The following is a 24,451-nucleotide window of genomic DNA, read 5'->3' on the forward strand; positions in this document are numbered from 1 at the left end:
GCTTTAATCAAGTCAGGTTGAGATTATGTCTTGCAACCCCGTCATAAGTTCATTTGTTTGCCCACTGAGTTCTAGCGGGGTTCCAAGCCATAATCTTTTTTGGGACGAAAGATGTGCGGAATGTGGGATGAAATATAGTTCGGTCCCCCAACACCAAAGAAAATGCGAATCGTTTCACCGACTTTGGCACGAAGGGGCGATTGGGTCGCCAGAGCTTTTGAGGCACCGTTAAACACAAAGTATTCGGGATCTTCTTTGAGCAGTTTCTCGCAGAAGGCCAAGAAGGTTAGAAGCAGCAGGGCGATCGCGATATTTAGCCATCGCTGTGGTTTAAAAAGTTTCATAACAAGGGAAGGTTGATTGAGGGACCTAATCTCTGAAAGGCTTACAGTTTAGAGAGTAGCTCAAAAATACCTTTCTGATCAGCGATCGCCTGTAACATTTCTCAATAATTTGTCCCTTGTTTATTAGACATCTCCAAGAATATATAATCCAGTCACAGCTTAGGGGGACAGGTTTCTAATTTCGATGTCAGGAACTTTGCTGAGATCTGCTAGGAAATATCCTATTTAATTCTAAATATAGATCGAGAAACTCTGGAATTGCAACCGTAGTATCGGGTAGGATAATTAGTTTATTTCTATAATTAAAGTTACCTTGTAAGTCTTGAAAAGGTTGTTGATAGGTTTCTAGATAATTATCAACTAAATTGATTATCCAATAATTTTGAATTCTGGCTTCACTATATAGGGGTAATTTAGTTTTTTTATCATATTTTAAAGTCGAGTCTGAAATTTCGATGAGCAATAAAATATCTTCAGGACAAGGGTGAGAAGATAGATAGTCATCAGGTTTATTAATGGCAATCACCACATCAGGTTGGGGTTCACTATCAGGAGCAATAATAATGGGTTCTTGACCCCTAATCGTCACTTTTTCTCCTAAAAGTAGAACTAATTGAGTGATTAAACGGGTATTACAAACTGAGTGAGGAGTTTTTTTCGTTGGCATGGTAATAATTTCTCCCCGAATTAACTCCACTTGTTCTTCTTCGTGAAAAAACCCTAATTCCCCTAATCGATGATATTCTTCTATCGTAAATCGTTTACGGGTGACTGTAATCATAATTTTTAATGGATCTCACTGACTAATGATTTCCTGATTTTTGCTCTTTGATTTTCATATTCAGCAAGACTTGCTGCATCTAAGAGATTCGATTTTTGACTAAGTTTTTTGTCAATTTCATGGAGAAGTTGACTTAAGTTATCATCTAATTCTGCTATTTCCAGAATTTCAACTAAACGCTTTTGCTGTGATTCAGATAGTTACTGTCTGTTCTCTCAAATTTTCTTAAGATCATATATAGTATATTTCTGGAAAATTGTCAACACTAAATATATTATATTGACAAAAATTAACAAGATAACGATTAGGGTAAAAACTCGTTAAAATAGAGATAAGAATTAGGGTCAAATATTTATGGTAACTGTCAACTCTGAAATCACTTCAACAACTAACAGAGAAACGACATTTATTCTTTGGTTTGAAGAAGTTGGTACTCATGACGTGGGTTTAGTAGGGGGAAAAAATTCATCCCTTGGTGAAATGATCCAACAATTGCAATCGAAAGGAGTGAACGTTCCCACGGGATTTGCAACAACCGCTTATGCCTATCGTTATTTTATAAAATCTGCTGGTTTAGAGTCAAGATTAAGGGATTTGTTTGCGGATTTAGATGTTAATGATGTGACCAATTTACAGGAAAGAGGGCAATTAGCTCGTTCCTTAATTTTAAATACTCCCTTTCCTCTGGATTTACAAAAAGCGATCACAGAAGCTTACAAAAAATTATGCGATCGCTATCGTAATGACTGTAGTCAGTTAAATGCTAAATACCGCGAAGAATGTGAAATTGAAACCCAAAACCTTGATGTTGCCGTGCGTTCCAGTGCTACGGCCGAAGATTTACCAGAAGCGAGTTTTGCCGGACAACAAGAAAGTTACCTCAATATTCATAGTGTAAAAGGAGTCTTAGAAGCTTGTCATAAATGTTTTGCTTCGTTGTTTACAGATCGGGCTATTTCTTATCGTCAAAATAAACATTTTGATCACTTTGAAGTTGCCCTTTCTGTGGGAGTTCAAAAGATGGTGAGATCAGATTTAGCTTCAGCAGGAGTCATGTTTTCTATTGATACGGAAACTGGGTTTAAAAATGCTGCCCTAATTACCGCAGCTTACGGGTTAGGAGAAAATGTGGTTCAAGGATCGGTTAACCCCGATGAATATTATGTCTTCAAACCAACTTTAAAACAAGGTTTTCGTCCCATTTTAGAAAAACGAATTGGCACAAAAGCTATTAAAATGGTCTACGATACGGGAGGAACCAAGCTGACAAAAAATGTAGAAGTTTTGCCCCAGGATCAAGAGCAATTTTGTTTAACTGATGAGGAAATTTTAAAACTTGGTAAATGGGCTTGTATCATTGAAGATCATTATTCCCAAGTCAGGGGAATTTATACCCCGATGGATATTGAATGGGCCAAAGATGGCCGCACGGGAGAACTCTACATCGTCCAGGCCCGTCCTGAAACCGTACAATCCCAAAAAGCGGCAAATATCCTGAAAAATTACCAATTAAAAGACCATAGTAACGTGATCGCCATTGGGCGCAGTGTGGGGGCGGCGATCGGCCAAGGGAAAGCCCGTGTTATCTTAGAAGCCAGCAAAATTGAACAATTTAAACCAGGGGAAGTCCTTGTTACTAATCGTACCGATCCTGACTGGGAACCGATTATGAAAAAGGCCAGTGCGATCGTGACTAATCAGGGGGGTAGAACCTGTCACGCCGCTATCATAGCCCGTGAAATGGGAATTCCGGCTATTGTGGGATGTGGTGATGCGACGGATAAAATCAAAACCCGTCAAGAAATTACTGTTTCTTGTTCAGAAGGAGACGAAGGAAAGGTTTATGAGGGATTATTGCCCTTTGAAATTCAAGAAACCCCTTTGGATAATTTACCCACCACTCGCACCCAAATTTTGATGAATGTGGGCAACCCAGAACAAGCATTTTCTTTAGCAGGAATTCCTTGTGACGGTGTAGGTTTAGCTCGTCTAGAGTTTATCATAGCCAATCATATTAAAGCCCATCCTTTAGCTTTGATGAAATTTGATGAATTAGAGGATGAAGATGTTAAAGAACAAGTCACTGAATTAACCAAACGCTATGACAATAAGCCACAATTTTTCGTCGATAAATTAGCGCGGGGTATTGCTACAATTGCCGCCGCATTTTATCCCAAACCTGTGATTGTACGGATGTCTGATTTCAAATCTAATGAGTATGCTAACTTATTAGGAGGACAACAATTTGAACCAAAAGAAGATAATCCCATGATTGGGTGGCGGGGGGCTTCTCGTTATTATGATCCCATGTATCGGGAGGCATTTGCATTAGAATGTCAGGCCATGAAAACCGTAAGAGATGATATGGGATTAGTCAATGTTATCCCCATGATTCCCTTTTGTCGCACCCCAGAAGAAGGCAAAAAAGTAATCGAAGAAATGGCAAAACATGACCTTAAACAAGGGGTTAATGGGTTGCAAGTTTATGTAATGTGTGAGTTACCGAGTAACGTCATTTTAGCAGATCAATTTGCTGAAATCTTTGACGGTTTTTCCATCGGTTCTAATGATTTAACCCAGCTTACATTAGGGTTAGATCGGGATTCTGCCTTAGTTTCTCAATTGTTTGATGAAAGGAATGAAGCCGTCAAACGAATGGTTAAATCAGCCATACAAACGGCTAAAGAAAAAGGGCGTAAAATTGGGATATGTGGCCAGGGGCCGAGTGACTATCCTGAGTTTGCTCAATTCTTAGTAGAATTAGGCATTGATTCCATGAGTTTAAACCCTGATTCTGTGTTGAAAACTTTGTTAATGGTAGCAGAGGTTGAAAAGGGTTAAAAGTTGTTGAATTTATGGGGGAAGTTAACCACTTCCCTTGTTATCCCTAATCCGGTAATTCCTTCATATAACTACCCCACAAAGCGGCTGCTTGACCACTACTTCCCCTAGTTGCCGAATTATCATCATTACCCAACCAAATACCCGTAGCCACCTGACGACTGGGAATATAGCCCACAAACCAGAGATCCACCGCTTTATTAGTGGTTCCTGTCTTTCCCGCTTCCCCCAATCCAATACTAGCCGATCGCCCCGTGCCACTGCTAACGACACCCCGTAACATGGTGGTCATGGTTTGAGCCACTGGGGGAGACATAGCTTGTTGCGTCGCGCTATTATCGTGGTCAAAGGTATAAATTTCTCGACAAGTTTGCCAATTATTCTTATCTGTGCAGTCACTGCCATCTAAAATACGACGAATAGCATGGGGACGGTTCCAAACCCCATCATTAGCAAAAGCAGCATAGGCCCCGGTCATTTCTAAGACCGTTACCTCACTTTGCCCTAAAACTAAGCCAGGAACCGCCTTTAACTCAGATTTCACCCCCAACCGTCGGGCCATCTCTACCACACGGTTTAACCCCACTTCTCGCGCCACCTGGAGCGCAATAGTATTCTCAGACTGGGCCAAACCCCGATACATATCCGCGGCCCCGCTACTTCTTTCACAGGGTTTATAAGCTTGTCCTTGCCAACGTATTCCCCCACAAGAATAGGACTTGCCTGGGGAGATCCCCTGTTCTAAAGCCGCAGCATAGGCAAACACTTTAAAAGTTGAACCTGGTTGGCGTTTTGCTTGGGTGGCCCGGTTAAACTGGCTTTGTTTATAGTCTGTTCCCCCCACTAAAGCCAATATTTCTCCTGTTTTGGTGTCTAAAGTTACCATGGCCCCCTGAGAAAAGCCATAATTAGGCCCTTGGGTTTTTACTGTTTCCCCTAAGTTTTTTTCGGCTTTAGCTTGTTGTTTAATATCAAGGCCAGTTTCTACAATAAAGTTACCTTCTTTGGCCACTTCATCCCCTAATAAGTCCTGTAACTCTTCAAAAACATAACCATAGAAATAGGGTGCAATGCTGTTAGCGAGGGCTTTTCGGGCCTTGGGACTAATATCAATACGCGATCGCCGGGCCCGGGCCGCTTCTTCTGGGGAGATCATCCCTAAAGCGGTCATGCGACTAATCACTCGATTTCGTAATTGTACGGCGGTATCATAGTCTTGGACGGGGTTATATAAATTAGGGGCCGGTAACATGGCCACTAAGGTCGCTGCTTCAGAAATATTCAGTTTAGTGGCAGATTTGTCAAAATAGAATTGGGCCGCATCTTCAAACCCATAGCTTCCTACCCCTAAATAGACACGGTTGAGATAGGTTTTCAAGATAAAATCTTTGCTATAAACCGCTTCTAATTTGACAGCGACGATCATTTCCCTTAATTTGCGCCCTGCGGTGTTTTGTCGTCCCACTTCGGGGAACAAACTACGGGCCAACTGTTGGGTTAAGGTACTGGCCCCTTGACGAATACCATCATCTTTTAGATTAATGACTAAGGCCCGAACAATACCATAGGGATCAACCCCAAAATGCCAATAAAAGCGGCTATCTTCGGAAGCAATCACAGCTTTGCTTAAATAGGGAGAAAAATCTTTTAAATTCTTAATTTCTTGGTGAGTATCGCTACTAATGGGGTTTAGGGGGGTTTCTTGATCCCTTGCATAAACGACAACGGGGCCACTAACTCCAGAAGGTAGGGGACGCACAGCAATTTTACTGGTTTCCCAGATCAACCAGACAATGAGTAAAGTTAAGAGTGATCCAGTGCCATAGAGTCCGTATCTCAACCAAACCATCCATGTTGGCGGGGGATTATGATAGGTTAGGGTGGCTGCATGAGTTAATTCTGGGGGGCCCAAGGTGATAATGTCCCCATGACGCAGGGGTAAATTATCTAGTCGTTTTCGTTTGACATAAACTCCATTGGTAGAGTTTTCGTCTTTGAGGATGAAGTGACGAGGGTTCTTTTGATCGCGGTGCAGGGAACAATGAACTTGACTAACAACGGGGTTTAGTATCTTGATATCACAGGATCTCGAACTGCGTCCGATGATATAGCGATCGCCAATTAAAGGATAGGTTTTCGCTTCTTCTTTTTCGTCTTCTTTTACCCTTAATTCTGGCACTTTTGCCCCTTTTTTCAGCACTGATGGGCCAAGGTTTGCCTTTGCTATTTGTTGAACCGCTTGGGTTAATATTTGACTTAGGGGTGGCTTTTGAGTCATAGGTTTGGAATCGGCGATCGCTTGTTAATGCGTATTCTAGCTTACCTATTATAGAGACGATGGCAAGGCTTTCAGGTGTTTCCTCAATTTCTTCAGTATCACCATCAATGTTGTTCCCTATTCTCTACTTTTTGCCAAAGTCTCTTTTACAAGAGGTCTATGAGTCAATCATTTGATAAACTAAGAAGGCACAGTTGCGGTGTATCTATTATCTTCATTTTCAAAAAATGAAGAATTTAAGATGACCTGTGACGACTTTTGAGAATACAAGCAGATACAATCATGTTTAATTTTTCAGGAACCAGACCCAATAATTTAGGTGTTAAAGATAGTAAATTGACCGCTTGTCCAGGAACCCCTAATTGTGTCAATAGTCAGAGTTCAGATACTCAATCAAAAATTGCTCCCCTTCCCTCTCTGGCAATTTCCGAATTAAAAAAAATTGTTGAAAGTATGGAAAGAACTACCATTATTGAAGCAACTGATAACTACCTTTATGCTGAATTTAAAACCCCATTAATGGGATATGTTGATGATGTTGAATTTTATCTTGATCCCAAGGAAAATGTCATTCATGTCCGCTCAGCTTCTCGTCTTGGAAAATCTGATTTGGGACTTAACCGCAAACGAGTTGAAGAAATCCGTGCTAAAATGCAAGCCCAAAACTAACCTTAAATAATGGTAAGATTGGTAAAAAATTCAAAAATTGATAACTGACATAACCCATGGCTGAACAATTTACAAAAGGTGGACAAGACGCTTGGTATCATGACCGAGGACATTGGGCCGGTTACTTTCATACTTATGATAATTTTAAAGTTGGTGGCCCCAATAAGCAACCACGTAGAATTCATATTTTCTTACCAAGAAACTATGAATATAGCCATGAACACTATCCCGTTATTTATATGAATGATGGGGATACTGCTTTTTTTCCTGGGGGTGCTTATCATAAAACTTGGAATGTGTCAGGAATTTTAACCAGACTATATTTAGGCAATCAAATTCGTAAAGTGATTGTGGTTGCTATTTGTCCTATTAACCGCGATTACGAATACACTCACGCTCCTGTTTGGGGTTCAGAATGGGGAGGATTAGAGCATTATTCTAACTATGTTGCTGAGTCAGTAAAAGGGTTTGTTGATTCTAATTATAGAACCCTTCCTGATCCCTATAATTCAATGTTATTAGGGTCATCTCATGGAGGATTAGCTGCTTTTTATACCGCGACTAGATATCCTGAAAAATTCCGTTGTGTGGCGGCTCTTTCTCCCTCTTTTTGGGTAGGATTAGATTCTACAATTGATTTTTCTCTATTAGAATTATCAGGAGGATTTTTAGGATCTCTTGAATATTCTGCCTTACTTCTAGAAGGTTCTAATACTTTAAAAGATATCAGTTTACAACCTAAAATTTATTTAGATTGGGGATTAATTCGTGAGGGAGGATTTCACAATTCTTTTATTGAAGAAAGAGCCACAGCAAGGGGTCGAGAAATGCGAGATTTATTGCTGCGAGACTTTGGTTATCGATACAATGAAAACCTATTTATTGTTGAAGATGGAATCGGTCAACATAGTGAAGAATCTTGGTCAGGTCGTCTGGAAAATGTGTTAAAAATCTTTTTTAGTTGGTAAGTTTGATGATGAAAACCTCGGCCCAACCTACATTTATCCTTATCAAGTGGATATAAATTTCTCATGCCATTGTTGAGCGACTTTATCCCAACCAAATGAATCTTTAAGAGCTAATGCTTCCCGTCTTAAAGATTCTTGTTTCTCAGGATTTTTTAGCAAGTCTATCACTGCTTCAATAAAAGCATTATTAGTTTCTTCATCGCCAGCAGGCCCCTTAATTCTGATACCTGATTTCACAGTTTCATCTAAAGCTGCACAAGTTGTCACCACAGGAACACAACCAGCAGCTTGCGCTTTCCAAGCACTAATACAGAAAGTTTCCGCAGCCGTATGACAAGGATAAACCCAGATTCCCGATTGAAATAATTCTTTAACTAACTCCTTGTGTCCAATTCTGCCATGTTCATAGACATTTTTATGCTCAAAAAGTTGTAAAATTCGTTTCTTTTTATCTGGTAATTGTGGAAACCTCTCAATATAAGGTGAATTGATTAAAGCATCAATTCCTTGCCAACCATAAAAAATATGTAATTCAACATCTGGCACTTCTTGGAGAACCCTATCCCATTGATTTAGTAAATGTTCAATTCCTCTTGTATAATCACTAATCGAAATTAGTCTCTTGGGATTCCTAGTAATTCCTGTTAAACTAAAATCTTCTAGATTAATACCATTAGTTGTTAAAAATATCTTGTCTTCAGGAATCCATTCTGGGAGAAGAGATGTCTGGAAATTTGAAAGCATAAATAACTTGTCAAAACTGGCTAAAAATTCTGATTTCTGAGAATCTTCTACTGGAGAAAATAATTGAGGGTTGTCGTGCATCCAGACAGCAGTTTTTCTGGCTTTAACTTTCATTTGCATTGGTTGTATCCAAGCACGATGAAAGATTAAGACATTAAAGTTATCTTGGGGATTAAATTTATCAGCAGACTGATAAACTACACCATTATATTTCCCTTCCATCTCACCGCATCTATTAAAAATAGTAACCTGATAGCCTAACTTAACTAATTCTTGACTTAAGTAAATTACCGCTTCCTCGCTTCCTCCAACACCTTTATTTACAGATAACGGCGACCAATCTTCTACATGAAATGGAAAATTAGCATAAATTACAATTGAGTCATTGTCCCAGTTCATATTATTTGATTATTTGATCATCAGAAAAAATTATAATGGAAATATTTTATACGTAATTTCAACATTTTGTCAAATGAATTTTATAAATAAAAAATCCTTGATTTTGTGTAACTGAAGCATAAAAAATAGTAGAATTAATACTTGTATACAGGCTCAAGCCTTATGCTATAAAAACAAAGACTGTCTACACAGCCTAATTATAAGCCTGGGAAAACAGGCTTTGTTTGTCTAACTTAACCTTTCAGGGTTAAACTCAATGATATTTAATCCTATTCCCTTTCTTCCAATTTCTTTTGTAAACTTTTTAAGGTTTGATACATCTCAGGAAGCCGCTTATAAATAGCAGATACTTTTAAATATAATTTATTAGGAACTGCTGGACTACTAGAGACAATTTCACCAGCAGCAACATCATTGGGAATACCTGTTTGAGCCGTAGCGATCGCCCCGTCTCCAATTTTAGCTTGATTGGCAACCCCTACCTGTCCCGCCAAAATCACCCGTTTACCGAGGGTTACGCCCCCTGCTAACCCGACTTGGGCCGCCATGACACAATTTTCATCAATTTGGCAGTGCAATTAATTTTGTTTAGGCACTTAATACAATCGCCAATTTCACCATAACCTAGTTTCGTCGAACTCAGATTGTCAGGTTAAGTCAGTTGGGCTTATTTTTTTTTGTTTCTTTTTCGAGAGTTCCCTCCTAAAAAAACCTCCAAACCCCAGAGCTATTCCTGCACCGAGAAAAGTCAGAGGCTCTGGAACCGGTTTCTTTGTTGCTGTCCAAGTACCTCCATCCTGAGGAGGATCTGGATAAAAATTTAAGGATTGACGCCATGACCCATCGCTCCAAATATATAAGACAATCCCATCCTCGTAGCCATATCTATCACCGAATGACCAAAAGTTCTCTAGATAACCATACAGACCTGATACTTTGTTGTGAGATATTTGCCTAGGGATATTGAATTCTGTATCCCACCAGATATCTGCCTTTTCTCCCAAATCATATACCCACTCATGTCCTTGTATTTTGGCATCAAAACTAATTAATTTACCCTCGGATGCGGTAGCTTCTCCATTTTCGATCAGAGTTTCTATGGGTATATATTCCAAGTAGGCACAAGAAGATGGATCATTAGCAGGAGCACAAAAAGTCGTATTTGAATCGTAACTAAACCCACCAGAACCTAATTGGTTGCCAGAGTCATCAAAAAATTTTAAATCATATTCTATTTTTGCGGCATACGATGGATTAACATTAAGTATCCCTACACTGAGAGCAAAAGTGGCCATAGTTAGTGAAATTTGATTAATCATTAGCTTCCTTTAAAATTAAGATTCAACCCTACTATAGCTCATTCAACCTAAGTTCGATTTTAGGAGTTCGGAGGAGTTATTTTATTCCAATTTCTTTTGTAAACTTTTTAAGGTTTGATACATCTCAGGAAGCCGCTTATAAATAGCAGACACTTTTAAATATAATTTGTTAGGAACTGCCGGACTACTAGAGACAATTTCACCAGCAGCAACATCATTGGGAATACCTGTTTGCGCCGTAGCGATCGCCCCATCCCCAATTCTAGCTTGATTGGCAACCCCTACCTGTCCCGCCAAAATCACCCGTTTACCGAGGGTTACGCCTCCTGCTAACCCCACTTGGGCCGCCATGACACAATTTTCATCAATTTGGCAGTTATGGGCAATATGAACCAAATTATCCAGCTTGCTATTACGTCCAATGCGCGTCGTTCCCACCGCCGGGCGATCAACTGCACTATTACAGCCAATTTCTACCCCATCCTCTAAGATGACATAGCCTGATTGTTCCATCTTAAACCAACCATCAGGAGTCGGAACAAAGCCAAACCCTTCTGAGCCAATTACTGCCCCACTGTGAATCGTGCAACCAGATCCAATTTGGGCCCGTTCATGGATGGTACAATTAGCATGAAGAATCGTGCGATCGCCAATGGTTACATCAGGATAGATGACCACATTGCCATGCAGACAAACGCGATCGCCAATGGTTACACCCTCTTGAATTACTACATGGGGGCCAATAAACACATCTTGACCAATTTTTGCCGTGGGATCAATGACTGCCGTGGGATGAATACCAGGGGCAGGATGGAAGGGACGATAAAATAATTTAATAGCGTGAGCGAAGGTTAAACGGGGTTCTGGGGTAGTTAACCAAGCAATACCGAATTGTGTTGCTTGTTGTTGTAAAGCCTCATCATGGGGCAAAATCAAGGCACTGGCGGCGGTTTTTCCGATCATCGCGGCAAACTTTGGCCCTTCAATGTAGCTGAGGTTTCCTGTTACTGCTTCATTCACCGCAGCGACTCCAGTAATTTCTGGGTTATTCTCACTATTCGTCGTCAAACTATGTTCAGTTACTAACGGATGTAAACTGTCAACAATTTCCTGAAATTTCATAGTAATTAAAGCTTGTTACCTTGGTATTTATTAATTATTACTTATTACTTATGAACTTTCCCATCAGGCATGGTGGCCCCGCGTAAAATCACCCCGGCCAGATTAGCACTCATTAATTCTGCCCTAGTTAAATTAGCATTAGTCAGATTAGCTCCCATCAGATTTGCTCTAGCAAAAAAGGCTTCCACGAGATCGGCCTCACTTAAATTCGCCCCAGATAAATTAGCCCGACTCAAATCCGCATGATTCATCCGAGTTAAGCTTAAATTAGCCTGATTGAGATTAGCACGATTTAGCACCGCATGAGTCATCACAGCCCCCTTAGCATTAATTCCAGCTAATTCTGCTTGGGAAAGTTGGGCCCGCACTAAGTTAGCATTGGTTAAGTTAGCATCGGTGAGTTTAGCCCCGGTTAAATTGGCATCGGTGAGCAAGGCCCCTTTGAGATTAGCATTAGTTAAATCTGCCTTGCGTAAATCCGCATCCCGCAAATTTACTTCTTTCAGATTAGCCCCAACCAGGTTAGCGCGACTGAGATCAACCCCTTTCATATTTGCCCCTTGAAAATCGGCCCTGGCCAAATTAGCCGCTTGTAAGTTTGTGTAATAGCCCTTCTTTTCCTGACGCATATTAGCCCCCCGAAAACAAGATCCGGTAAGGGTGGCCCCGCTTAAGTCAGCCCCCCGTAAATCAGCCGAGATGAGATTTGCGTCTAAAAAGTTGGCTAGAGTAATGTCTGTATCTCTAAGGTTTGCCCCTTGTAAGAGGGCCCCATGTAACGTCGCACTCCGTAAGTCAGCCCCACTGAGATCCGCTTGACTGAGATTGGCACCGCTTAAATTTGCCCCTACTAAATTTGCTTGAGTCAGGTTAGCGCGGTTAAAGTAAACAAAAAGCAGATTAGCCCCATGTAAATCTGCTTCATTGAGGATAATGCCGATTAAATCTGCCCCGACTAAGTTGATTCCTGGTAATTTCAATCCATGAAAGAGGGTTTCTCCCGCAGCATAACGCTCAATAAGTTCATTGGCTTTCATAATAAATTAAATGAAGGGTTTAATCGCTTCCACAATGGTGCTGGCTGTTTGGAGATGAGAGTCGGGATCATTGAGAGATTTGGCGGCATGGTAGAGTTTGGCTTCAATATCTGTCATGGGGCGGCCACTTTGGAGGATTTGTTCTAATAAATCATCGAGGGTATAACTTCTCAGCATTGACCAATCCTGTCCACTGCGATCCCAAGGGTGAAACAGTAGGGAGAATAACAGTATTTTAGCCCGTAATGGGTTGGTATATTGCATGATTTCTAGGCGCAATTCAAAGATATCATAGGTTTTTGACGGTGACGGCGGGACTGCTTGTACCTGTTTTAACTCAGTGACCATTTGTTCTGAGGTGATATCAATCACAGAGGTTTCAAAAGCTGATGCTGAGGAAGTTTGGAGGTTAGCATAATTTTGAGTCGTATTGATGGCAATAATTTGGGTACTATAGCTTGAGGACTGCTCTGGCAACATGGGATCATTTTCCCCTGGTAAGTTGTCATATAATCCGCCAATTTGATTCAAAATAATTTTAGAGATGGCTAAATATAAATTCTTTTTATTAATATTTTCGACTAATTGTAAAAAGGCGAATTCTAGATCTTTTTTGGAAGGATAAATCTCTAAGATTTCCACAATTAAGTTTTTTAAACCATATTGCTGAATCCGATTTAAGTCATTTTCCCAACTATTTTTACCAATAGCATAAATTAATTTATGAATTCTTGCCGTTTCTGGATGACTATTTAAATTTCTCAGAGCCTGTTCTAAGAGGAAGGTAGCATCAGAAACATGAGTCTGTTCAGCCCCTTGTAGCTCAGGTTCTAGAGTCATGACCTCTGTGGGTTTGGCCATGTTCCGATAAATAGGGCCCAATTGCTCAATAATCGCTTTGGCAACCCCGGCATAGACTTTAGGACGGTTAAGGGTTTTAACCAGTTTATAAAGAGATAGGGTCAATTGTTCAACAGTTTTTTGCTCTTGAATTAATTCTTTGATCAAAGTTTCTAAGGGAAAACTATTGAGAATATTGATATCATTTTCCCAAGATTGTTTACAAATACAAAAAATTAATTTTTTAATTCTGATCGACTCTGGATGATTGTCGAGATATTGGACAGCTTTGTAAAATGAATCAGATGATAATTGCATAATTACCTCTTAAATAGAAAAGATACTGGAGTTGATCCTGGTGTCATCAGACTTCACTGAACAAAAATTCCCCCCACACCTCCTCAACGGACAACGGCCATAAATCCCTGCTCTAGTCTCACCTTAACATTTTTAGCTATCCCGTCTCCTGTATGGGAATGGCAGATTTGACACTCCCCGACCTAAAGGTACGGGGATTTTCAATCAACGACCCGTCTTGCTGTCCCAGGACGAACCAACAACAGTAGAGGACAAATCTCCTGAAGCGTTCGGATCTAAGATCCAGGTTCCGACGTGACCCGTCGTACCCAAGGCTCGATTAAGAATATTAATAGCTGCGTTTTCATCACGATCTAATTGACACCCGCAAGCACAAATATGGGTTCTTGTAGATAAGGATTTTTTAACAACAGCACCACAATTAGAGCAATTTTGAGAAGTATATGCAGAGTTAACAGCAACAGTTACCCTCCCCATTTTTACCCCAAAATATTCTAACCATTTTCTGAATTGATACCAACCAGCATCAACCCCCCAACCCCCCTTACTAAGGGGGGCAGAGGGGGGTGCTAAACAATGGTTTTTAACTAAGTTTTTAATCCTCAAATCTTCATAGGCGACCAAATCGTTAGATTGGATTACGCAACGGGCTAGTCTCTTAGCGTGTTCTTCACGTTGCCTAATTATTTTAAGGTGTTTACGACCAAGCTTATTAATGGCTTTTTTTCGGTTGATTGAGCCTTTCTTTTTACGAGAAACCCGATGTTGATAAAATCTTAGTCGTTCTTCCCCTTGACGATAAAATCTAGGGTTAGGTTCAGTCTGTCCCATTGAATCAGTGTAGAATTCCTTTAAACCAACATCTAAACCAATGGTTTTCTGGGTTGGAGGTAATTCTTCTCTTACATCAACAGAGATGCAGAATTGACAGTAATAACCGTCTGCTCTACGCACTAACCTAACTCTTTTAATCTTGTTTTGTGGGTAAAAAGCCAAATCCCAAGTCCCAATTAACTTGAGTTTTCCGATTCCTTTTTTATCAGTAAACTCTATATGTTTAGGATCTAAAAGTTTCCATCCACTGGTTTTATACTCGACTGAACGAGCATTTTTCTTAAAACATGGATAGCCTGCTTGGTTTCCATAATCTCGCCGTGCGACGGCGAGTTGCGAATCCACTTTTTTCCCAGGAATTTGCTTCTTACAATTATCAAAGAATCTAGCTATGGATGACCAGCCTCTTTCAACAGAAGCCTGAGTTGCATGAGAGTTCAAGTCTTTAACAAAGGGAAATTCAGAACGTAATTTTGTATTGTACCGATAAAGCTCAGCACGACTAACATTCTTACTATCCATCCAATGACGCAAGCATTTGTTTCTAACGAATTGAGCCGTTTTTATGGCTTCATCGATAGCTTGGTATTGATGTTTTTTTCCTTTGACTTTGAACTCGTAGACTATCATTTGACGCAAGACTTGTGAGCGTAAACTCAGTATAACATAAAATATTGAGACTGTGCGCCGTAAACGGCGGGGCTTGAACCCCTGATTTTTCGGTCAATCTTGATTTCCTGGTATTTGATTAACCTCTTGATCAACGATTTGGGAAAATGGATTATGAAACAAACTACCTGTTTGTGGGGGTAAGGTGGGATCACCGATAATTTCTGCTAAACCTTTAATCACACCCGTTAAGGGAATGGCCAAAATAACCCCTAAAAGTCCACCAATTTTTGCTCCTAATAGTAAGGCAATAAAAATCACCACAGGAGGAAGTCCCGTTAAATTTCCCATGATTCTAGGGGCCACTAAATTATCTTTAATTTGTTGAATTCCTATAGCAATAGCTAAGACTTGTAAGGCTAACCACCAATCAATAAATGTTAAAATAATCGCAACAGTTCCAATACCTAAAGTTGCTCCAATAAAAGGAATAATTTCCATCCCCCCAATGAAGATAGCAAACAGGAGAAAAAACGGAATTTTCAGAATACTAAAGACAATGGTAAGACTGATTGCCATAAATAATCCTAACAATAATTGACCCGTGAAAAAGCGTTGTAAATTCTTTTCTAAAGTTTTGGTCAAAACACTGCGAATACTTGGGGAAAAAAAGCTCGTTAACCCGCGCCATAAGCGTTCACCATCTAATAACATATAAAAGGAAATAACCAGCAAAACAACTAAGTCAATAAACCAATTAAAGGTACCAACAACTAACCCAAATCCAGTGGAAGCAATATTTTTGGCTTGATCTTCAACACGAGTTAACAATTGTGAGGTCAAAAATTCAACATCAACCGGTAAATTCCGCGTATCACTCCAAGCTTGAAAAGTGACTAATTGTTGTTGTCCTTCTTCTAATAAACTGGGCAATTTAGTAATTAATTGTCTCGCTTGATTTGCCACGGGAGGAAGTAAGGTTATGGCTAACAATCCCAGGATAAAAATAGCCCCTAAATAGACTAAAATAGCGGCCAATGAACGAGGAATAATCGGTTTAAGAGCAAGGACAGCATAATTGAGTAAAAAAGCAATTAAAGAAGCTGTTAGGATCAAACTAATTAATCCCCCCACATAACTTAAGGTTTTGATCGTTAGCCAACCTGTGACTAAAATAAGTAACCAAGTAATTAGGATTTTTTGGGAACGAGAAAACCAAGAATTCATAAGTTAGTTGATAGTTGACAGTTGACAGTTAATAGTTAGATGACCTTTAACTACTGAGGAACCAAAGGAGCCGAATAAGCCTGAAAATTAGCCTGGTTTAAAGCATTAATTACCGTCTCTGAATTTTGTACCCAATAATTTTGATTAAAGCGAATTAATTGTTTATTTTTACCATTTCCTATAGTGGCAATAACTGGAGTTTTAGCTTTATTTTTATCCCCAGAATACTCCTGCAAGATTGCTTTTAGACTATGATTACAACTATTATCCATTGCCTGTTTTAAGCTTAAATTAATCATCACCATTTTAACACTTTCAACCACTTCTGCATCTTCAATCAGTAACTGAACTTTCTCATCTCGATGATCAACTTTTCCCCAAATAATCAAGTGAGTGTCTTCAATTAATAAATCCTTAATTTGTTGATACGCATCAGAAAAAACAACCCCTTCAACCTGTCCTGACACATCTTCTAGGGTTAAAAAAGCCATTTGATCACCTTTTTTAGTGATATGTTGTTTGACCGTATTTATCATTACAACAGCACTAACTTTTTTGCGAGATTTCTGTTCTCCCAATTCACTTAAATTGATAGGCGATAAAATGTGAGCCGCTTTACTAATCGATTTTAAAGGATGTTCAGATACATAAAATCCGAGATGTTCTTTTTCTAATTTTAATTTGTCTTGTAAAGAATAATCAGCCACAGAGGGAGAACTCGGAGCTTGATCAAATTGATGCTCAGTCTCTTGATTATTTGATGAGTCATTCCCTAGTAAATCTAGTAAATTCATCTGACCACTCTCTTTATCTTTAGCCCGTTTCTGCGCCCAAGAAATTACTAATTCTACATCATTAATTAATTGCTTGCGATTGGCATTCAGTTTATCAAATGCCCCACAATAAATTAAGGTTTCTAAGGCCCGTCGATTGACCGCCCGTAAGTCAACACGAGAACAAAAATCTGCCAAAGATTCAAAATTTCCTGCGGCTTCTTCCCTTGCTTTCAGAATATTTTCAATCGCCCCTTCTCCTAAGTTTCTCACCGCCGATAAACCAAAAAGAATTTTTCGTCCGATGGGGGTAAAATCTTTCTGAGAACGATTGATGTCGGGAGGTTGCACATCAATCTTCATTTTTTGACAGTTTTCTCGATATTTTTCGATCTTATCTTGATTGTCACTACTGGCCGTCAATAAAGCAGTCATATATTCAACGGGATAATTAGCCTTTAAATAAGCGGTTTGATAGGTAACATAAGCATAGGCCGTAGAATGGGATTTGTTGAAACAATTAGAGGCAACTAACCCATTCCCTAAGAGAAAATTATGGTCATTTTCTACCCCAATATCGTAAACCGTTTGCATCCCTAAAGACTGACGCTCAATAATTTTAACCATTATGTTGACCGGAATGATATCCTGATAAATGTGAACAAACTTAGACCAAAATGGATCTCGCAATTGTCATTATTAACTATCGCACTCCCCATTTGGTAATTGACTGTTTACAGTCTCTACAACCTCAAATCGAAGTTAATCGACATCGTGTCATGGTCGTCGATAATGATTCCGGGGATGAGTCCGTTCCTATTTTAAAGCAAGCCATTGCAGATAATCATTGGCAGTCTTGGGTAACTTTGCTCCCCTCTCCGGTAAATGGGGGCTTTTCTGCGGGTAACAATATTGGCATTAAAGCAATTACAGCTAAAGCCTATCTGTTACTCAATAGTGATACCATTGTTAGACCGGGGGCGATCGCCAGTTTAGAAGAAGCCTTAGCTAAGCATCCTGAAGCGGGATTAATTAGTCCCCGTTTAGAATGGCCCGATGAAACCCCCCAAATAAGCTGTTTTCGTTATCATTCTCCTATCAGTCAGCTAATTGATGCCGCCGCAACTGGCCCCGTTACCCTGTTATTGAAGGATTACGACGTTTCCATTCCTGTCAGTGACACACCATTTGAACCAGAATGGACAAGTTTCGCTTGTGTGTTAATTCGACGGGAAGTCATTGAGCAAATTGGCTTGATGGATGAAGATTATTTCATGTATTTTGATGATGTGGACTATTGTCGTCGTGCAAGAGATGTGGGCTGGAAAGTTCTTCATTGGCCGATGGCTAGGGTCGTTCATCTGCGCGGTGGTAGCGGTTCCGTTAAAGCAGAAGTTGCTGCCCGTAAGCGTCCTCGTCCCTATTTATATGCGTCTCGTTCTCGTTATTTTGCCAAATTTTATGGAAAAATTGGCTTATGGATCGCCAATATTTTTTGGTTAATCGGACGGTGTATTGCTTGGGTGAGAGAATTTAATCGGGCCACCCATATTTGTGAGTATGCCGAACAAGATATTTGGATGAATTGGCAAGATCCTTTTAAACAGCCTATTTTACCCTCTAGTAGTCATGAAAAAACTGCCTGATTTTATTATTATTGGTGCCATGAAATGCGCCACCAGTTCTTTACATGAACAACTCGCATTACAATCGGGTATCTTTATGAGTGAGCTTAAAGAACCTAATTTTTTTAGTGATGATGATCAATATCAACAAGGAATTGATTGGTATTTGTCCCATTTTAAGGAAGCCAAACCTGATGATTTGTGTGGTGAATCGAGTACCCATTATACAAAATTACCGACTTATCCCCAGACCATTCAACGATTACAAAAATATCTGCCAGATGCTAAGTTTATTTATGTGATGCGTCATCCCATTGATCGGTTGGTTTCTCAATATACTCATGAATGGAGTCAACGGGTGATTTCAGTAGAGATTAATGAGGCCATTGAGAAACATCCTGAATTAATTGACTATAGTTTATATACAAAACAATTAAAACCCTATTTTGACACCTTTGGACAAGATAAAATTTTACCGATCTTTTTTGAGCGAATGTTAACCTATCCTCAAGAAGAATTAGAGAGAATTTGTCAATTTATTGGCTATCCAAATCAACCCCAATGGGATGTCGAACTGAATGCGAGTAATGTGTCCAGTGAACGGATGATTAAAAGTGGTTGGCGAGATGCGATTGTTGAAACACCAGGGTTAAAACAACTACGACAGTGGTTGATTCCGAAAACTTTTCGGAATTGGGTAAGAAGTCTTTGGACAATGAAACAAAAACCAGAATTAACCCCTGAAAATATTGATAAACTTCAAGCAATTTTTGAGCAAGATTTAGCCCTCTTAGGAACTTGGTTAGGAACAGAACTATCTTGTACAAATTTTAAGGAAACGGTTAAAATGACTCCGGTTAATTGGGTTAAGTAAGGGCAATTCATGAATTTCTCCTACAACAAAAAACACAATTTATACTTAATACAATTCATACTTAATACAATTCATACTTAAGCAAGGTACAGGGAAGGGAACCATTATAAACAGGAATTCTACGGGCTGTTCTCAATCCAATTTTTTTACTTAATTCTTTATTTCCTGTTAAAACATAAGCTGTCCATCCTTTAAAACGCTGTTTAAAAACATCTCCTAATAATGTATATAACGTTCCTAATTCTTGCGTATTTCCCAAGCGTTTACCATAGGGAGGATTACAAATGATGATACCTTGATCTGTCGGTGCTTCAATTTCTTCTAAAGCAATTTGTCTTAATTTAATGTGATGATCAATGTTGCATTTTTTAGCATTTATTTTGGCCTGTTGAAGCACTTCTAAATCTTGATCACTACCAAAAATTGGGGCTTCTAATTGATGATTTTGACGACTGATCGCTTCTTTAATTATGGTATCATATAATTGGGAATCAAAATCAGACCAATGCTGAAAACTAAAGGAATCTCTAGCTAAACCAGGGGCAATATTTAAGCTTTTTAGGGTGGCTTCTATGGGTAAAATACCTGAGCCACACATCGGATCTAAAAAAGGAAGATCTGGTGTCCAATTAGCTAGATCTAAAATAGCAGCAGCCAAGGTTTCTTTTAAAGGGGCAAGTCCCATGGCGGGGCGATATCCTCTTCTATGTAAACTTTCTCCTGAACTATCTAAACTAAGAAAACAATGATTTTCATAAATATGAGCATTGATTAAAATATCAGGATTTCTAATATCAATATCAGACCTTTCTTTATACCGATCTTGTTGTTGATCGATAATGGCATTTTTGATTTGTAATGCGGTAAAATGACTATGATTTAATTGTTGATTACTGCCTGTACAATTGACCGCAAATGTTTGATCAGGTTGTAAATATTCAGTCCAATCTATTTGTTGAACACTGTCATAAAGTTGAGTTGAGTCAGCACTAGGTATGGTTTGGATAGGAACTAAAACTCGAAAAATTATTCTTGACCATAAATTAACCTTATAAAGTAAAGTTTTATCCCCTTGAAAATGAACGCCAGTAAACTCAGGTTTAACTGCTGTTGCCCCCAAATTTTCTAATTCCTGAGCCGCAATTTCTTCTAACCCTCTGGCAACGGTAGCAAAATACTTGTTAGTCATATAGTAGATCTCATCTTGATGGGGCAATACTGCTCGGTTAACCGGGTTGTCTGTTGAGACGGGGAAGGGAAGAGGGGGGAAGAAGGAAGGGGTTAAAGACAAAAACCTGGCTATTTGTTTAATTCCCCCTCCACATCTCGCACACTTCCCACACACCCCTTATGATAAAGCTTTCGGACTCAACCGAGTAGTATTGATTGATGGGGTACAAAGTTTCTGGGTTTTAGGGAAGAGGCAATAAAAGTGTGTCCTTAAAACTTACCTTACTAGATATTAGTAAAAATAAAACTGAATTAACTCTTAAAAATAGACAGATAAATACTGGATTTTATTTTCTTTTTATAGCTTGGCTTTAAGGACTGCTTTTAGAGTGGAGGTAGAGAAAGGAATTGTTCACAACTGAGGTAAAAATTAACTTTAATACCTCAGTCATCCCAAATTGAGGGAATTAAAATGAATCGCTTTTTGATCGGGATAATACCAATTATCGCCCTAACTTCTGCTGTGCAAATAACCACAGCCCAAACCATGAATCAATCTCAGGGAGAAACAACAGCAGCTACCCAAGGAATCAATGGTAATTCTCCTTATTTAGTCGGGACAGTGGTTGGGGTTGTTTCTGGCCCTTATGGCAGTATTTTATTTGTGGAATTAGCAGATAAAACAAAATTAAAATTTCATCATCCCAGTAGTTCAGTTGATCGAGGTGAACGGGTTCTAGTCTATAAAAAGAATGGAGATTTTTATTTGATAGAAGCTGCAAATCCTCAGTATTAAGATCAGGTAATTACCCAGAATACAACAGGTTATGAGTTTAGTCCCTGTACTTTTTCTGAAAATAAAGCAGTTGTTATGTAGATGAGGAACAAAGGTTTTTAATTTTAGGAAACAGGAGAAAAAATTAGGGACTATCTCATACTTATTGAGAAACGCTATATATTCTATAACAACTGAGTCCCTGTATTCTATACACTTGTTTGCATAGCATTAAGCAGCACATAAAGTAGATTCTGAGTAGAGTTGTTTGAATAAAGTATTAGCGACTTCTGCGGCTAATTTGACAGGAAAATTACTTGAGCCAATGGAATGTAAGATACAATTATCAACATTAGCTTGTCTTTCTTGTTTTAACTGAAAACCTACTAATAATTCTTGATTGTAATTATAGGATTCTAGCTTGGGAGTAATTTTGTTTTTTAAGGTTCTTTCAGAAAATAATTGAGCGAGATCTGTTTCATAATCCAAACTAATTGCTCCATCATATTCATCCACAATAATTACTAACATCCCATCCCCTTGTACTTGACGAAAATGCCAAAAACAACTAGATAGCACTGAATAGTTACATTGTAAAAACTTTTGTCTAACTTCCCGATCTGATAAATTCATCATCATAGCCCTCTCACTAGGTCTGTTTTAAGAATCTTTAAAAATTTTACGCCTTTTTAATCTTAAAAGCAGTGAGCTTGCTACACTTTTAAAGTGAGTTTCGTCACTCAATAATTACCCCTAGATTCAACAAGATGGAAACCCAACCGTCAGCGAAATTATCAGAAAATCACCAAGAAACCCCAATTTTTATCAACCCATCTTTATCTCTTTCTCCCATGGGATGTGGCACTTGGGCCTGGGGAAATCGTCTACTATGGGGTTATGATGAAACTATGGATCAGACACTACAGCAGGTATTTAATCTGGCGGTGAGTCAAGGTGTTATCTTATTTGATACAGGGGATTCTTACGGGACGGGGAAACTCAACGGACGCAGTGAAAGTTTACTAGGAAAATTTGCCCAAGCCTATCAAGGCCCCAATCAGGATAAAATTTGTCTAGCAACGAAATTGGCGGCTTATCCCTGGCGATGGACTCGTCAGGCTATGGTAAAGGCAGGAAAAGCCTCAGCTAAGCGTTTAGGCAGAAATATTGATTTAGTGCAGATGCACTGGCCAACAGCAAATTATGCCCCTTGGCAAGAAGGGCCCTTATTAGATGGCTTGGGAGATCTCTATGAACAAGGGTTAGTTAAAGGGGTGGGCTTATCTAATTATGGGCCAAAACGTCTTAAACAGGTATATGAGAAATTTGCAGCCAGAAATATTCCCATTGTCACCCTACAGGTTCAATATTCCTTATTATCCACTTATCCTGTGACTGAATTAGGGCTTAAGGAAGTTTGTGATCAGTTGGGCATTCAATTAATCGCTTATAGTCCCTTAGCGTTAGGATTATTAACGGGAAACTATACAGAACAAGGGCCGTTTCCTAAAGGGTTGCGGGGGATATTTTTCCGACAAATGTTGCCGAAAATTCGTCCCCTCTTAGATGGGTTAAAGGCGATCGCATTAACTCGTCAGAAAACCATGGCACAAGTGGCGATTAATTGGTGTATTTGTCAGGGTTTTATCCCCATTCCTGGAGCAAAAACCGTTCAACAGATGGAACAAAATTTAGGAGCTTTGGGTTGGCGACTGAGTGAGGGGGAAATGACAGAACTTGATCGACTAACGGAAAGGGTTGAGAAAAAAATGATCCAAAATTCTTTTCAAACCCAATAATTCTTATAACCCCTGTTAAATTATTGTTCTAAAGCCGATCTGCCCTGTTTTCCCAGTCGAATTAACAAAAAATAGGCAAAATAAAGAACATAAATAGAGAGTCCCAGTAAGCCCAAAAAGGCTAAAAATCCAGGTGTTGCATCTTGATGAACAATTGACCAGTAACCCACAGGAACTTGAAGCCAAACTTGACAAGATGGCGTTTCTAAGGTGCTGCGAGAAACAGCACAGGAAAGAAAAGGCACATCAACCATTGCCCCCAAACTCGAATAAACCGTAACTGCCCAACGCCATGAGGTTAAGACTAACTTGAGGAAACTGGGGGGTAGATCCTTGATTTCATCATTCAAATCTACCCAAAACCACAAAGAAATAGGAATCAGAATACGGGCAACTAGGACAGTGACAAAACCCATTTGTCCAGAAAAAGCTTGAAAGGGGGTATTTTCCCCTAACCAACCAGGGGCCATCAGATAAACAGTAATCATTAACAGACTGGCCACTCGCCAATAGATGACGAGCAAACGTCCGATCGCATCCATTTGTCTGACAAAAGCCCAAATTGTCAGGATAATTGGGATAATTAAATTAAATAAGAGTGCTAATCGGTAATCTGTCCAGATTAACGGTCGAAACCAAAGATCTTCCATGGTGTTTGTGGATTCCTCAAAAATTCTTCAATTATTGTAAAGGGTAATCCGTTCCCCGTCCCTGACTTTTGCAACAAGTCTAGACAAAAAAGCAGTGAAAATTTGGGAATTCTCACTGCTGCACGATTTAAGATGAATCACAAGGAAAAAAGGCAACTAGAGCAACCCATCCTCTTTAGTCATCATAAACTCGGCACTCAACGGCATCAGGATTATCGTCACAATATTTTTCCAAGGATGTCTGGGTGGGTTGTTTTTGGCGTTGGTGAGCAGCTTCTGCTTGCAGTTCTTCAACAGCATCCCAAGCAGCGGCACAATCACCAGATGTACTGCCTTCGACACTACAAACTTCTCTGGCGTTGCTTAATTCCTGTTCAATTTGTTCGTTAATGTTACTCATGATTCCTCTAACTGTCTAACTTTAACTTTAGATGTCAGTAAACTAATTTATCCTA

General features: G+C 39.3%; 22 protein-coding genes and 1 pseudogene. 7 read left to right on the top strand and 16 right to left on the bottom strand.

The features are described from left to right. Positions 1-71: 71 nt before the first annotated feature. Both VB715_RS13435 and VB715_RS13440 read right to left on the bottom strand, forming a co-directional pair. Positions 72-344, bottom strand: coding sequence for a hypothetical protein (locus tag VB715_RS13435; RefSeq protein ID WP_323301731.1), 273 nt, complete (start codon positions 342-344; stop codon positions 72-74). A 187-nt stretch (positions 345-531) separates the two neighbouring features. Beyond that, entirely contained in the window at positions 532-1,125 is a 594-nt protein-coding gene (locus VB715_RS13440; protein ID WP_323301732.1) for a Uma2 family endonuclease, read from the bottom strand. A gap of 354 nt (positions 1,126-1,479) precedes the next feature. On the opposite strand from VB715_RS13440, the gene ppsA reads away from it, so the two are divergent. Continuing rightward, positions 1,480-3,966 (top strand): phosphoenolpyruvate synthase, encoded by a 2,487-nt coding sequence (ppsA, locus tag VB715_RS13445; protein ID WP_323301733.1) that lies wholly within the window; start codon positions 1,480-1,482, stop codon positions 3,964-3,966. 46 nt (positions 3,967-4,012) lie between these two features. Here ppsA and VB715_RS13450 read toward each other — a convergent pair whose 3' ends face one another. Beyond that, positions 4,013-6,244 carry a PBP1A family penicillin-binding protein gene (locus VB715_RS13450; RefSeq protein ID WP_323301734.1) on the bottom strand — a complete coding sequence of 744 codons (2,232 nt, stop codon included), beginning with the start codon at positions 6,242-6,244 and terminating at the stop codon, positions 4,013-4,015. Between the two features lie 282 nt (positions 6,245-6,526). Between VB715_RS13450 and VB715_RS13455 the strand changes: the two genes are divergently transcribed. Beyond that, on the top strand, positions 6,527-6,913 hold the full coding sequence (locus tag VB715_RS13455) for a DUF1499 domain-containing protein (protein WP_323301735.1): 387 nt from the start codon (positions 6,527-6,529) through the stop codon (positions 6,911-6,913). Between the two features lie 56 nt (positions 6,914-6,969). Continuing rightward, a complete protein-coding gene (locus VB715_RS13460; RefSeq protein ID WP_323301736.1) occupies positions 6,970-7,881 on the top strand; it encodes an alpha/beta hydrolase in 912 nt (303 codons plus the stop codon). Positions 7,882-7,923: 42 nt separating this feature from the next. Here VB715_RS13460 and VB715_RS13465 read toward each other — a convergent pair whose 3' ends face one another. From VB715_RS13465 to VB715_RS13505, 9 genes and pseudogenes are all read right to left on the bottom strand, one after another. After that, positions 7,924-9,024 (bottom strand): glycosyltransferase family 4 protein, encoded by a 1,101-nt coding sequence (locus VB715_RS13465; RefSeq protein ID WP_323301737.1) that lies wholly within the window; start codon positions 9,022-9,024, stop codon positions 7,924-7,926. A 269-nt stretch (positions 9,025-9,293) separates the two neighbouring features. Continuing rightward, positions 9,294-9,599: pseudogene (locus VB715_RS13470) on the bottom strand (UDP-3-O-(3-hydroxymyristoyl)glucosamine N-acyltransferase); the annotation flags it as partial. A 72-nt stretch (positions 9,600-9,671) separates the two neighbouring features. Beyond that, complete coding sequence (locus tag VB715_RS13475; RefSeq protein ID WP_323301738.1) at positions 9,672-10,343, bottom strand: PEP-CTERM sorting domain-containing protein; 672 nt, start codon at positions 10,341-10,343, stop codon at positions 9,672-9,674. 81 nt (positions 10,344-10,424) lie between these two features. After that, a complete protein-coding gene (lpxD, locus tag VB715_RS13480) occupies positions 10,425-11,465 on the bottom strand; it encodes a UDP-3-O-(3-hydroxymyristoyl)glucosamine N-acyltransferase (protein WP_323301739.1) in 1,041 nt (346 codons plus the stop codon). A gap of 44 nt (positions 11,466-11,509) precedes the next feature. Then, a complete protein-coding gene (locus VB715_RS13485; RefSeq protein ID WP_323301740.1) occupies positions 11,510-12,502 on the bottom strand; it encodes a pentapeptide repeat-containing protein in 993 nt (330 codons plus the stop codon). Between the two features lie 6 nt (positions 12,503-12,508). Further along, positions 12,509-13,660: a hypothetical protein gene (locus VB715_RS13490; RefSeq protein WP_323301741.1), complete on the bottom strand. Its 1,152-nt coding sequence runs from the start codon at positions 13,658-13,660 to the stop codon at positions 12,509-12,511. A gap of 204 nt (positions 13,661-13,864) precedes the next feature. After that, the gene (locus VB715_RS13495) at positions 13,865-15,124 is read right to left on the bottom strand and encodes a transposase (RefSeq protein WP_323301742.1); all 1,260 of its coding nucleotides are present in this window, start codon (positions 15,122-15,124) and stop codon (positions 13,865-13,867) included. Between the two features lie 93 nt (positions 15,125-15,217). Then, entirely contained in the window at positions 15,218-16,330 is a 1,113-nt protein-coding gene (locus VB715_RS13500) for an AI-2E family transporter (RefSeq protein ID WP_323301743.1), read from the bottom strand. Positions 16,331-16,380: 50 nt separating this feature from the next. Beyond that, complete coding sequence (locus VB715_RS13505) at positions 16,381-17,730, bottom strand: OB-fold nucleic acid binding domain-containing protein (protein WP_323301744.1); 1,350 nt, start codon at positions 17,728-17,730, stop codon at positions 16,381-16,383. 50 nt (positions 17,731-17,780) lie between these two features. Between VB715_RS13505 and VB715_RS13510 the strand changes: the two genes are divergently transcribed. Both VB715_RS13510 and VB715_RS13515 read left to right on the top strand, forming a co-directional pair. Further along, on the top strand, positions 17,781-18,749 hold the full coding sequence (locus VB715_RS13510) for a glycosyltransferase family 2 protein (protein ID WP_323301745.1): 969 nt from the start codon (positions 17,781-17,783) through the stop codon (positions 18,747-18,749). Beyond that, positions 18,733-19,602 (top strand): sulfotransferase, encoded by an 870-nt coding sequence (locus VB715_RS13515; protein WP_323301746.1) that lies wholly within the window; start codon positions 18,733-18,735, stop codon positions 19,600-19,602. The genes VB715_RS13510 and VB715_RS13515 overlap by 17 nt, the downstream gene beginning before the upstream one ends. Positions 19,603-19,663: 61 nt before the next feature. Here VB715_RS13515 and VB715_RS13520 read toward each other — a convergent pair whose 3' ends face one another. Continuing rightward, positions 19,664-20,791, bottom strand: coding sequence for a class I SAM-dependent RNA methyltransferase (locus tag VB715_RS13520; protein ID WP_323301747.1), 1,128 nt, complete (start codon positions 20,789-20,791; stop codon positions 19,664-19,666). Positions 20,792-21,244: 453 nt separating this feature from the next. Between VB715_RS13520 and VB715_RS13525 the strand changes: the two genes are divergently transcribed. Continuing rightward, on the top strand, positions 21,245-21,568 hold the full coding sequence (locus tag VB715_RS13525; RefSeq protein ID WP_323301748.1) for a hypothetical protein: 324 nt from the start codon (positions 21,245-21,247) through the stop codon (positions 21,566-21,568). A gap of 210 nt (positions 21,569-21,778) precedes the next feature. On the opposite strand, the gene VB715_RS13530 is transcribed toward VB715_RS13525, so the two are convergent. Continuing rightward, positions 21,779-22,183: a hypothetical protein gene (locus VB715_RS13530; RefSeq protein WP_323301749.1), complete on the bottom strand. Its 405-nt coding sequence runs from the start codon at positions 22,181-22,183 to the stop codon at positions 21,779-21,781. A gap of 131 nt (positions 22,184-22,314) precedes the next feature. Between VB715_RS13530 and VB715_RS13535 the strand changes: the two genes are divergently transcribed. Further along, positions 22,315-23,346: an aldo/keto reductase gene (locus tag VB715_RS13535; RefSeq protein WP_323301750.1), complete on the top strand. Its 1,032-nt coding sequence runs from the start codon at positions 22,315-22,317 to the stop codon at positions 23,344-23,346. A 20-nt stretch (positions 23,347-23,366) separates the two neighbouring features. Here the strand turns inward: VB715_RS13535 and VB715_RS13540 are convergent, their stop codons facing one another. Both VB715_RS13540 and VB715_RS13545 read right to left on the bottom strand, forming a co-directional pair. After that, complete coding sequence (locus VB715_RS13540; protein WP_323301751.1) at positions 23,367-23,996, bottom strand: DUF3177 family protein; 630 nt, start codon at positions 23,994-23,996, stop codon at positions 23,367-23,369. A 175-nt stretch (positions 23,997-24,171) separates the two neighbouring features. After that, a complete protein-coding gene (locus VB715_RS13545) occupies positions 24,172-24,396 on the bottom strand; it encodes a Calvin cycle protein CP12 (RefSeq protein WP_323301752.1) in 225 nt (74 codons plus the stop codon). Positions 24,397-24,451 lie beyond the last annotated feature (55 nt).

This window comes from Crocosphaera sp. UHCC 0190, assembly GCF_034932065.1.
GTDB lineage: Bacteria > Cyanobacteriota > Cyanobacteriia > Cyanobacteriales > Microcystaceae > UHCC-0190.

Coding starts and splice junctions, on each gene's coding strand:
- VB715_RS13460 (WP_323301736.1), top strand. CDS start 6,970: ATGGCTGAACAATTTACAAAAGGTGGACAAGACGCTTGGTATCATGAC.
- lpxD (WP_323301739.1), bottom strand. CDS start 11,465: ATGAAATTTCAGGAAATTGTTGACAGTTTACATCCGTTAGTAACTGAA.
- ppsA (WP_323301733.1), top strand. CDS start 1,480: ATGGTAACTGTCAACTCTGAAATCACTTCAACAACTAACAGAGAAACG.
- VB715_RS13450 (WP_323301734.1), bottom strand. CDS start 6,244: ATGACTCAAAAGCCACCCCTAAGTCAAATATTAACCCAAGCGGTTCAA.
- VB715_RS13440 (WP_323301732.1), bottom strand. CDS start 1,125: ATGATTACAGTCACCCGTAAACGATTTACGATAGAAGAATATCATCGA.
- VB715_RS13475 (WP_323301738.1), bottom strand. CDS start 10,343: ATGATTAATCAAATTTCACTAACTATGGCCACTTTTGCTCTCAGTGTA.
- VB715_RS13510 (WP_323301745.1), top strand. CDS start 17,781: ATGGATCTCGCAATTGTCATTATTAACTATCGCACTCCCCATTTGGTA.
- VB715_RS13490 (WP_323301741.1), bottom strand. CDS start 13,660: ATGCAATTATCATCTGATTCATTTTACAAAGCTGTCCAATATCTCGAC.
- VB715_RS13505 (WP_323301744.1), bottom strand. CDS start 17,730: ATGGTTAAAATTATTGAGCGTCAGTCTTTAGGGATGCAAACGGTTTAC.
- VB715_RS13485 (WP_323301740.1), bottom strand. CDS start 12,502: ATGAAAGCCAATGAACTTATTGAGCGTTATGCTGCGGGAGAAACCCTC.
- VB715_RS13535 (WP_323301750.1), top strand. CDS start 22,315: ATGGAAACCCAACCGTCAGCGAAATTATCAGAAAATCACCAAGAAACC.
- VB715_RS13455 (WP_323301735.1), top strand. CDS start 6,527: ATGTTTAATTTTTCAGGAACCAGACCCAATAATTTAGGTGTTAAAGAT.
- VB715_RS13495 (WP_323301742.1), bottom strand. CDS start 15,124: ATGATAGTCTACGAGTTCAAAGTCAAAGGAAAAAAACATCAATACCAA.
- VB715_RS13515 (WP_323301746.1), top strand. CDS start 18,733: ATGAAAAAACTGCCTGATTTTATTATTATTGGTGCCATGAAATGCGCC.
- VB715_RS13465 (WP_323301737.1), bottom strand. CDS start 9,024: ATGAACTGGGACAATGACTCAATTGTAATTTATGCTAATTTTCCATTT.
- VB715_RS13525 (WP_323301748.1), top strand. CDS start 21,245: ATGAATCGCTTTTTGATCGGGATAATACCAATTATCGCCCTAACTTCT.
- VB715_RS13545 (WP_323301752.1), bottom strand. CDS start 24,396: ATGAGTAACATTAACGAACAAATTGAACAGGAATTAAGCAACGCCAGA.
- VB715_RS13435 (WP_323301731.1), bottom strand. CDS start 344: ATGAAACTTTTTAAACCACAGCGATGGCTAAATATCGCGATCGCCCTG.
- VB715_RS13500 (WP_323301743.1), bottom strand. CDS start 16,330: ATGAATTCTTGGTTTTCTCGTTCCCAAAAAATCCTAATTACTTGGTTA.
- VB715_RS13520 (WP_323301747.1), bottom strand. CDS start 20,791: ATGACTAACAAGTATTTTGCTACCGTTGCCAGAGGGTTAGAAGAAATT.
- VB715_RS13540 (WP_323301751.1), bottom strand. CDS start 23,996: ATGGAAGATCTTTGGTTTCGACCGTTAATCTGGACAGATTACCGATTA.
- VB715_RS13530 (WP_323301749.1), bottom strand. CDS start 22,183: ATGATGAATTTATCAGATCGGGAAGTTAGACAAAAGTTTTTACAATGT.